Source organism: Streptomyces sp. NPDC052114, assembly GCF_040680155.1.
GTDB lineage: Bacteria > Actinomycetota > Actinomycetes > Streptomycetales > Streptomycetaceae > Streptomyces.
Map to the genome: position 1 here is coordinate 102,480 of NZ_JBFAWC010000004.1, position 10,924 is coordinate 113,403.

The 10,924-nt window shown below is 72.5% G+C and carries 2 protein-coding genes; both read right to left on the bottom strand.

Annotated features, from left to right (window positions below):
- Window positions 1–26: 26 nt before the first annotated feature.
- Window positions 27–5,069, bottom strand: a complete 5,043-nt coding sequence (locus tag AB0L89_RS10430; RefSeq protein ID WP_365137479.1) for a type I polyketide synthase — start codon at window positions 5,067–5,069, stop codon at window positions 27–29.
- A gap of 47 nt (window positions 5,070–5,116) precedes the next feature.
- The gene (locus AB0L89_RS10435; RefSeq protein ID WP_365137482.1) at window positions 5,117–10,918 is read right to left on the bottom strand and encodes a type I polyketide synthase; all 5,802 of its coding nucleotides are present in this window, start codon (window positions 10,916–10,918) and stop codon (window positions 5,117–5,119) included.
- Between the last annotated feature and the right edge of the window lie 6 nt (window positions 10,919–10,924).

Genomic DNA, 10,924 nt, shown 5'->3' on the forward strand with positions numbered 1-10,924 from the left:
TCGGCGCTCGGTGGTTCTCGGGCGCTTCAGGAATCGGTGCTGTCGAATGCCATGCGGAGCAAGCTCTCGGCATCCATCGAGTCGATCGACTCCTCGTCGACCGGCTCGTGGTCGTTCTCGTCTTCCGTCCCGTTCTCGTCCTGGAATTCGGCGAGTTGCAGCAGGACGTCCAGCAGACCCGCGTCGCGGATCCGCGCCAGCGGAATCGACGTCAGGGCCTCGCGCACCCGTGTCTCGTACGGCGTTCCGGCGTCGTCCGCGCTCTCGCTCTCCGGGAGGATCCGGGTCAGGACGGTCTCCGCCAGGTCCGCGGGCGTGGGGAAGTCGAAGATCAACGTGGGCGGCAGGGGCAGGCCGGTCGCGGCCTTGATCCGATTGCGCAGTTCCACCGCGGTCAGCGAATCGAAGCCCAGGTCCTTGAAGGGGCGCCCTCCCGCGATCGACGCGGTGTCGGGGTGTCCGAGAACCGCGGCGGCGTGCGTCAGGATCAACTCCCTCACGACGCGCTTGCGCTCGGCGGCGGGGAGGCCCGTCAGCCGCTCCCGCAGGCCCGTGCCCGAACCCGCGCCCGGCTCCCCACCTGCGGTGGCGGTGGCCGCGGCGGCCTCAAGGACCCTGCGGGCCTCCGGGATTCCGTGCAGCAGCGGCGAGGGGCGCACGGCGGCGAAGGACGGGGCGAAACGGTCCCAGCTCACGTCCGCCACCACGGCGAACGCGTCCCCCCGCGCGAGGATCCGGCCCATGACGGCGACCGCGTCCAGCGGGTCCATCGGGTCGAGTCCGCTGCGGTGCGTCCACTTCTCCCGCGTCTCCCCCTCGGCGAGGCCACCGCCCGCCCAGGTCCCCCAGGCGAGGGAGGTGCCCGGCAGGCCCAGGGCGCGGCGGCGGTGCACCAGCGCGTCGAGGAAGGCGTTGGCGGCGGCGTAGTTGGCCTGGCCGGCCGCGCCGACGGTGCCGGACATGGAGGAGAAGACGACGAACGCGGAGAGGTCCAGCTCGCGGGTCAGTTCGTCCAGGTGCACGGCGGCGTCCACCTTCGGGCCCCGTACACGCGCGAACCGCTCCGGCGTGAGTGCGTCGATGACCCCGTCGTCGAGCACTCCGGCGGTGTGCACCACCGCGGTCAGCGGGTGTTCGGCGGGGACCGAGGCGAGCAGGCCGGCCACCGCGTCCCGGTCGGCGACGTCGCATGCCGCGACCGTGACCTCGGCACCGATCTCCCGCAGTTCGGCCGCCAGTTCGGCCGCGCCGGGCGCGTCCGGGCCACGACGGCTGGTGAGGATCAGGTGCGCGGCGCCGTTCCGGGCGAGCCAGCGGGCGACGTGGCCGCCCAGGGCGCCCGTGCCGCCGGTCACAAGGACGGAGCCGGAGCCGCCCGGCTGCCATGCCGCGTCGTCGGCGACGGGGTCGGCCGCACCGCCGACCGGCGCGAGCCGACGGCCGAAGACGCCGGTGGCACGCACCGCCACCTGGTCCTCGGCGCCCTCCGCCGCCAGCACGGCGGCGAAGCGCTCGGCCGCGCGGGCGTCGAGCGTCTCCGGGAGGTCGATCAGGCCGCCCCAGCGCTCGGGGTGCTCCAGCGCGACCACCCGGCCCAGACCCCAGACCTCGTTCTGCACGGGGTCGGTCACGGCCTCGCCGCGGTCGACGGCGACCGCGCCGCGCGTCACGCACCACAGCGGCGCGTCGACTCCGGCGTCACCGATCGCCTGCACCAGGGCCAGGGCCGCAGCGACGCCGTCCGGAACGCCGACCGCCCCGGGTGCCGTGCCGAGAGCAGCGGCAGCGTCGCCCTCGGCATCGGCATAGGCCGGAGCCAGCAGCGAGACCGCGCCCGCGATCGGCGAGCCGTCCTCGACCGCCGAGGCCAGGGCCTTGCCCCAGCTCTCCCGGTCGGGGTTGCGCCCGTCCAGCTCGACGGTGACCACCCGGGCCCCGCGAGCGGACAGCGCTTCGGCGGCGAGCGCGGCCGAGTCCGTGCCCGTGCCCGTGCCGGTGCCCGTGTGGCTCTCGGGCACCAGGAGCAGCCAAGTGCCCGAGAGCGCCGCCGAGGAGTCGAGACTCAGCGGCTGCCAGGTGATGCCGTACTGCCAACCGTCGAGCCGCACCTGCTCCTGACGCTGCCGACGCCAGGCCGCGAGCGCGGGAACGACCTCGCCCAGCGGCTCTCCGCCCGGAAGGTCCAGCGTCGCGGCGAGCGTGTCCAGGTCCGCGCGCTCGACCGCGTCCCAGAACTCGGCGTCTACGCGGTCGGCGGGCAGGGAGAGGGCCGGCTCCTCGGCCGGGCTCTCCAGCCAGTAGCGCTGGCGCTGGAAGGCGTACGTGGGCAGCTCGACGCGGGACGCGCCGGTTCCGGTGAACAGCTGCGTCCAGTCGACGCGTACGCCGTGCGTCCACGCCTCGGCGGCCGAGGTGAGGAAGCGGTCCAGGCCACCTTCGTCGCGGCGGAGCGAGCCGACCGCCACGGTCTGCTCCACGCCGCGCGCCTCCAGCGTCTCCTGCACGCTCATCGTCAGCACCGGATGGGCGCTCACCTCGATGAACGCGCCGAAGCCGGCGTCGGCCAGCGCGCCGACCGTCTCCTCGAAGCGGACCGTCTGACGCAGATTGCGGTACCAGTAGCCCGCGTCCAGACCGGCGGTCTCCAGCGGCTGACCGGTCACCGACGAGTAGAACGGCACCCGGGCCGCCTGAGGACTGATGTCCGCCAGGACGCGGGCCAGTTCGTCCTCGATCCGCTCCACGTGGGAGGTGTGCGAGGCGTAGTCCACCGGGACCTTCCGCGCCCGCACGCCCTCGGCCTCACACGCGGCCAGGAGTTCGTCCAAGGCGTCCGGCTCGCCCGCCACCACGGTGGACGACGGGCCGTTGACCGCGGCGATCTCCAGGCGGCCGGTCCAGCTCTCCAGGCGGGACTGCACCTCGGCCAGCGGCAACGCCACCGACATCATCCCGCCCCGGCCCGCCAGATCCTTCGCAATGGCCTGCGAGCGCAGGGCCACCACCCGCGCACCATCACGCAACGACAGACCACCCGCCACACACGCAGCCGCGATCTCACCCTGCGAGTGCCCGACCACCGCCGAGGGCTCCACACCCAGCGAACGCCACACCTCCGCCAGCGACACCATCACCGCCCACGAAGCGGGCTGAACCACGTCGACACGATCCAGGGACGGCGCACCTTCCACCCCACGCAGCACATCCACCAACGACCAGTCCACGAACTCCGCCAGAGCCGCCGCACACTCACGCACACGCTCGGCGAACACCGGGGAAGCATCCAGCAACTCCACACCCATGCCCGCCCACTGCGCACCCTGACCCGGGAACACAAACGTCACCCGGTCGCCCACACCCGCGGACACACCCGCGATCACACCCGGCGCCTCCTCACCACGCGCCAGCGCGCCCAGCCCGGACACCAGACCGGCCCGATCAGCGGCAACCACCACCGCACGGTCCTCGAACCCCGCACGCCCAGCCGCCAACGACCAACCCACATCCACCGGGGAGATCTCGCCATCCGACTCCACGCGGGACAGCAAACGCGCCGCCTGACCACGCAGCGCCGCGCCGTCGCGCCCGGACAGCACCCAAGGCAGCACCGCCGGGTCGACGGGAGCAGGCGCCGCAGACTCCGCGGGCTCAGCCCCCTCCGTCGGCTCAGGCTCAGGCTCCGTCTCCGGCGCCTGCTCCAGGATCACGTGCGCGTTCGTGCCACTCACACCGAAGGACGACACACCCGCACGACGCGGACGCCCCTCCTCCAACTCCCACTCACGCGACTCCGTCAGCAACTCGACCGAACCGGCCGACCAGTCCACCTTCGACGACGGTTCGTCGACATGCAGGGTCCGGGGCAGCACCCCGTTCCGCATCGCCAGCACCATCTTCATCACACCCGCCACACCGGCCGCAGCCTGCGTATGACCGATGTTGGACTTCAGCGAGCCGAGCCACAGCGGACGGCCTTCCGACCGTTCCTGGCCGTAGGTGGAAAGCAGGGCCTGCGCCTCGATCGGGTCACCCAGCGTCGTACCCGTACCGTGCGCCTCCACCACATCCACGTCAGCCGCGGAAACACCCGCATTCGCCAACGCCGCGCGGATCACACGCTGCTGCGAAGGACCGTTCGGCGCCGTCAGACCACTGCTGGCGCCGTCCTGGTTGAGGGCGGAACCACGGACGATCGCGAGTACGGGGTGGCCGTTGCGACGCGCGTCCGACAGGCGCTCCAACAGCAGCATGCCCGCGCCCTCGGCCCACGCGGCGCCGTCGGCCGCGTCGGAGAACGCCTTGCAGCGGCCGTCGACGGCGAGGCCGCGCATGCGGCTGAACTCCACGAAGACGGTGGGGGTGGACATCACCGTGACGCCGCCGGCGAGCGCCAGCGAGCACTCGCCGTTGCGCAGCGCCTGCGCGGCCAGATGCAGGGTCACCAGCGACGACGAGCACGCCGTGTCGACGGTGACCGCCGGGCCCTCCAGACCGAGCGTGTAGGAGACCCGGCCGGAGGCGACGCTCGCGGCGCTGCCGTTGCCTATGTGGCCCTCGAACCCGTCGGGCGCGACGCGCATCCGGGAGGCGTAGTCGTTGTACATCACACCGGCGAAGACGCCCGTACGGCTGCCCCGCAGGGACGTGGGGTCGATCCCGGCCCGCTCGACGGCTTCCCAGGAGGTCTCCAGGAGCAGGCGCTGCTGCGGGTCGGTCGCCAGCGCCTCGCGGGGCGACATGCCGAAGAAGCCGGGGTCGAATTCGGCGGCCGAGTGCAGGAAGCCGCCTTCCCGTACGTAGCTCCTGCCCTGTCGCTCGGGGTCCGGGTCGTACAGGTCCTCGTCCCAGCCACGGTCCGCGGGGAACGGGGACACCGCGTCGGTGCCCGAGGCGATGAGGTCCCACAGCTCCTCGGGGGACGCCACGCCGCCCGGATAGCGGCAGCTCATCGCGACGATCGCGATCGGCTCCGAGTCCTTGGCCTCCAGCTCCTCCAGTCGGCGGCGCGTCTGCCGGAGGTCGGTCGTTGCCAGCTTCAGATAGGACCGAAGCTTCTCTTCGTTAGACATGCGAGCTCAGTCCCCCACGAAAACGGCGGTCTTCGTTGTTCATTCGGTCAGTTCTTCCTCAGCTCGTTCTCGAGGGCGCTGAACAGCTCGTCATCGCTGGCCTCGTCGAGGTCGCTGTCGCCGTGCGCATCGTTGGACGTTCCGTCGGCGTCGCCCAGCTTCGCGAGGAAATCCTTCATCCGCACCATGATTTCGACCCGCTTGCCCTCGTGGGCGGCGAGCGCGGTGAGCGTCTTCTCCAGCCGCTCGAACTCTTCGGACACCGTGGTCTCGGCCGCGGATCCGTCGACGCGCACCTCTTCGTGGAGGTGTTTCGCGACGGCGGCGGGCGTGGGGTAGTCGAAGATGAGCGTGGCCGGAAGTCGAAGTCCGGTGGCCACATTCATTCGATTACGGAATTCGACCGCGGTCAAGGAGTCGAATCCGATTTCCTGGAATCCGCGCCCTGGTTCGACGCCATTTGCGGTGCCGTGGCCCAGTACGGCGGCGGTGTGCGCGCGCACGAGATCCAGCAGGGTCCGTTCCCGCTCCTCCTCCGGCAGCCCCGCCAGGCGCTGCGCCAGGGCGACTTCACCGGCGGGCGCCGCGGCGGCGGCCGTGCGCCGGGTTCCGGTGCGGACCATCCCGCGCAACATCACCGGGACCGTGCCGGAGCCGTCGGCGGTCGAGCGGCGCAGCGCGGCACCGTCCAACTGCATGGGCAGCAGGAGCGGTTCGCCCAGGCCCTGCGCCGCGTCCAGCAGCGCCAGCGCCTTGGCCGTGGGCAGCGGGGTCATGCCGCCGCGTGCCATGCGCCGGACGTCGGCGCGCGCCAGGTCCCCGGTCATGCCGCTGGCCTCCGCCCAGAAGCCCCAGCCGAGCGAGACGGCGGGCAGGCCGAGCGTCCTGCGACGGTGCGCCAGCGCGTCGAGGAAGGCGTTGGCCGCGGCGTAGTTGGCCTGGCCGGCACTGCCGAAGGTGGCAGAGGCGGAGGAGAAGAGCACGAAGGCGGACAGGCCGAGGTCACGCGTCAACTCGTCCAGGTGCACGGCCGCGTCGAGCTTGGGCCGCAGCACCCGGTCCAGGCCATCGGGCGTGAGTGCCGTGATCAACCCGTCGTCGAGCACACCGGCGGCGTGCACCACGGCGGTCAGCGGGTGCTCGGCGGGAAGGTCCGCCAGCAGCGCCGCCAGGGCCTCGCGGTCCGCCACGTCACACGCCACCGCGCGCGCCGAAGCGCCCAGTTCGGCCAGCTCCGCCACCAACTCGGCCGCACCGTCGGCCTGCTGACCGCGACGGCTGACCAGCAGCAGCTGCCGTACCCCGTGCTCGGCGACCAGGTGCCGCGCGACCAGGCCGCCCAGCGTCCCCGTCGCGCCCGTGATCAGCACCGTGCCCGTGTCTCCGCCGTACGCCCCCGCGGAGCCGTCGGGCGCCGCCGGGTCGGGACCGGGCTCGGTGGTGGCCGGAGTCGGGACGGTGACTGCCTCCACCCGCGGCACCCGTACCGCGCCCGCGCGCAGCGCGAGTTGGCTCTCGTCCTGCGCCAGCGCCCAGGACAGGGCCGCCGGCAGGGCCGCGCGCGACTCCTCGCTGTCGTCGGTGTCGACCAGCACGAACCGGCCCGGGTGCTCGGTCTGGGCGGACCGCAGCAGCCCCCAGACCGGAGCCGTCGCCAGGTCGGTCACGTCCTCGTCGGGCCCGGTCGACACCGCGCCGCGTGTCACGAGGACCAGCGGCAGCTCGGTGAACCGCTCCGTCTCCAGCCAGGCCTTCACCAGAGGAAGGACCTCACGCAGCGTTCTGCGCGCGGCGGTCGCCGTGACTCCCGGCTCCCCCGCGCTCGCCTCGGCCTCGGCCTCGGCCCCGGCCCCGGCCACGCAGCTGGTCAGGACCAGCTGCGGAAGGGAACCGTCGTGGGCGAGGCTGTCCTCCAGCGCGGCCAGGTCCTCATAGGGCTTCACGGCCGTCGGCGCGGTGGCCGGGGTCGCCGTGAGTCCGAGCCGGTCGTCGCCGAGGAATGCCCATACGGCCTCTTCCGCGAGGTGGACCGCCCGGTCGGCGTCGGCAGCGGCGGCGGACTCGCTCCAGGCGACCCGGAACAGCGCGTCGTACGCTGCGCCTTGCCTGGTCGCGGTGCCCAGCTGGGTCGTGTCGACGGGCCGCATGACGAGGGTGTCGACCGCGGCCACGGTCTGCCCCGTGCCGTCGGCCAGCACCACGGAAACGCCGTCGGCGCCGTCCGTGGGAGACACCCGGACGCGCAGCGCGGTCGCGCCCGCCGCCTGGAGCGACACACCGCGCCAGGCGAAGGGAAGCCGTGCCGTCACACCGTCCGCGTCGTCGATGACTTCCAGGCCCACGGCGTGCAGGGCGGCGTCGAGGAGCGCCGGGTGCAGCCCGAACCGGCCCGCCTCCTCGTGCACCTCCTCCGGCAACGCAACCTCAGCAAAGACCTCGTCCCCACGCCGCCACGCAGCACGCAGCCCCTGGAACACCGGCCCGTAGCCATAACCAGCCGCCACGAACCCGTCGTACAGACCCTCGACCGGCACAGCCACCGCATCAGCCGGAGGCCACACCGCGAGCTCACCATCGGCGGAATCCAGGACAGAAGTCCGACCCGCCTCGGCCACGAGTACGCCCGTCGCATGGCAGGTCCACACCTCGTCAACGGAGGTGTCCTCCCGCCGCGAGTGGACGCTGACGGTACGACGACCGGTGTCGTCGGGCGCGGCGATGGTCAACCGCAGCTGTACGCCGCCCTCTTCGGGCATCACCAGCGGCGCCTGGAGCGTCAGCTCCTCCACCGTGTCGCAACCGACCTCGTCGCCCGCACGGATGGCCAGCTCCACGAAGGCAGTGCCGGGCAGCAGGACGGTTCCCGCCACCGCGTGATCCGCCAACCAGGCGTGGGTACGCAGCGACAACCGACCCGTGAACACCACGCCCTCGGAGTCCGGCAGCTCCACCGCTGCACCCAGCAACGGGTGCTCGGCAGAACCCAGCCCGAGACCAGAGACCGAACCGGTCGCGACACCCGAGGTGTCGAGCCAGTAGCGCTGGCGCTGGAAGGCATACGTCGGCAACTCGACGCGGGCCGCGCCCGTACCGTCGAAGAACGCCGACCAGTCCACACCCGCGCCCTGCACCCAGGCACGCGCCAGGCCGGTCACGAACGTCTCCGCCTCGGGGCGGCCGTTGCGCAGCACCGGGACGAACGCCGAGTCGGGCGCGGTCTCCGCGCCCATCGCGCTGAGCACGCCGTCCGGGCCCAGCTCGACGAACACGGACACACCCTGCGCGGTCAGCGACGCCACACCATCGGCAAAGCGCACCGCCTCACGGACATGGCGCACCCAGTACTCCGGCGAGCCCAACTCCGCAGCCGACGCAACCGCACCAGTCAAATTCGAGACGACGGGCACACGCGGAGCCGCGAACGTCATCGTCTCCGCGACCGCGCGGAACTCGGCCAGCATCGGCTCCATGCACGGCGAGTGGAACGCATGCGAAACCACCAACCGCTTCGTCTTCCGGCCCGACTCCCGCAGCCGCTCCGCCACCGCCAGCGCGGCGTCCTCCTCGCCCGAGACCACCACGGACGTCGGCCCGTTCACCGCCGCAATGTCCACCCGGCCCACGAACTCGCCCAACAGCGGCCGCACTTCCTCCTCGGAAGCCTGCACGGCCAACATCGCGCCGCCCTCGGGCAGCGCCTGCATCAAACGACCCCGAGCCGCTACCAGACGAGCCGCGTCCTCCAGGGAGAACACGCCCGCCACATGCGCGGCCACGATCTCACCGATCGAATGACCGGCCACGAAGTCGGGGCGCACACCGAAGGACTCCGCCAGACGGAACAGCGCCACCTCGACCGCAAACAGGCCCGCCTGCGTGAACACCGTCCGATCCAGCAGACCATCAACGGCACCGTCAGCGCTGTCGTCGAAGACCACCTCCCGCACCGACCGCGACACATACCCGGCCAGCTCACGGTCCAACACCGCACACGCCTCATCGAAGGCCCGCGCGAAAACGGGATACGCGGCATACAACTCACGCCCCATACCCACCCGCTGACTGCCCTGACCCGAGAACACCACCGCAGTACGACCGGCCTTGGCGACACCCTCGGCGGGGCCCTCCACCAGTCCCGGTGCCGACTCGCCCCGCGCCAGCGCCCGGACGCCCGCGAGCAGTTCGGCACCGCCGTCGCGGTCGCCCGTGCCGATGACGACGGCGCGGTGCTCCAGCGCCGCCCGCGTCGAGGTGAGCGAGTAGGCCAGGTCGAGCGGTGACGTTTCCGGGCTTTCCGCGAGTCGGTCGACGAGCCGCTCGGACTGCGCGCGCAGCGCGGTCCGGCCACGGCCCGACACCACCCAGGGCAGCACGGGGAGAGCGACGGCCGGCGTGGCGTCCGGGCCGGACTCCGGGCTCGCGGCCGGCTCCTGGGACGTCGGCTCCGGCTCCTCTTCCGCCGGGGCCTGTTCGAGGATGACGTGCGCGTTGGTTCCGCTGACGCCGAACGAGGAGACACCGGCCCGGCGCGGCTCGCCGGTCTCCGGCCAGGGCCGCTGCCGGGTCAGCAACTCGACCGCGCCCGCGGCCCAGTCGATCTCGGCGGAGGGCTCGTCCACGTGCAGCGTGCTCGGCATCACGCCGTGCCGCATCGCGAGCACCACCTTGATGACGCCCGCGACGCCCGCGGCGGCCGCGGTGTGGCCGATGTTGGATTTCAGCGAGCCCAGCCACAGCGGACGGTCCTCCGGCCGCCCCTGACCGTACGTCGCCAACAGCGCCTCGGCCTCGATCGGGTCACCCAGGGTCGTACCCGTGCCGTGCGCCTCGACCATGTCGACCTCGGCCGCGGCCAGGTGCGCGTCGGCGAGGGCGGCGCGGATGACGCGCTGCTGCGAGGGGCCGTTGGGGGCGGTCAGGCCGTTGCTGGCGCCGTCCTGGTTCACGGCGGAGCCCCGGATCACGGCGAGTACCGGGTGACCGTTGCGCCGCGCGTCCGACAGCCGCTCCAGCATCAGGAAGCCGACGCCCTCGCCCCAGCCCGTACCGTCGGCCGCATCGGCGAAGGACTTGCACCGGCCGTCCGCCGCAAGCCCGCGCTGGCGGCTGAACTCCACGAACGCCACCGGAGTGGACATCACCGAGACGCCGCCGGCCAGGGCCAGCGAGCACTCCTTGCGGCGCAGCGCGTGCGCCGCCTGGTGCAGGGCCACCAGCGACGAGGAGCACGCCGTGTCGACGGTGACCGCCGGGCCCTCCAGGCCGAGGAAGTACGAGATACGACCCGAAAGCACCGCGCCGGAGCTGCCGGTGAGCATGTAACCGGCCACGTCCTCCGGCACCGGGCCCGGTGAGGCGCCGTAGCCGGAGGGCGTGCCGCCGACGAAGACGCCCGTGGGCGAGCCCTTGAGCGAGGCCGGGTCGATGCCGGCGCGCTCGACGGCCTCCCAGGCCGTCTCGAGCAGCAGCCGCTGCTGCGGGTCCATCGCCAGCGCCTCACGCGGCGATATCCCGAAGAACGCCGCGTCGAAGTCGCCCGCCTCGTAGAGGAAGCCGCCCTCGTTCGCGTAGCTGGTGTCCTTGCGGCCCGACTCACGGTCCGGGTCGTACAGGCCGTCGATGTCCCAGCCGCGTCCTTCGGGGAAGCCCGAGACGGCGTCGGTGCCGTTGGAGACGAGCTGCCACAGCGCCTCCGGAGAATCGGCGCCGCCGGGGAAACGGCAGCTCACGGAGACGATCGCGATCGGTTCCCGATCCACCGCCTCCCGATCCCGCAGCTGCTGCCGGACCTTGTGCAGATCGGCCGTGACCCACTTCAGATAGTCGCGGAGCTTTTCTTCGTTCGCCATGGTGAG

What these genes read in the sequence shown, in the direction of transcription:
- AB0L89_RS10430 (WP_365137479.1), bottom strand. Translation starts at nt 5,069, where the DNA reads ATGTCTAACGAAGAGAAGCTTCGGTCCTATCTGAAGCTGGCAACGACC.
- AB0L89_RS10435 (WP_365137482.1), bottom strand. Translation starts at nt 10,918, where the DNA reads ATGGCGAACGAAGAAAAGCTCCGCGACTATCTGAAGTGGGTCACGGCC.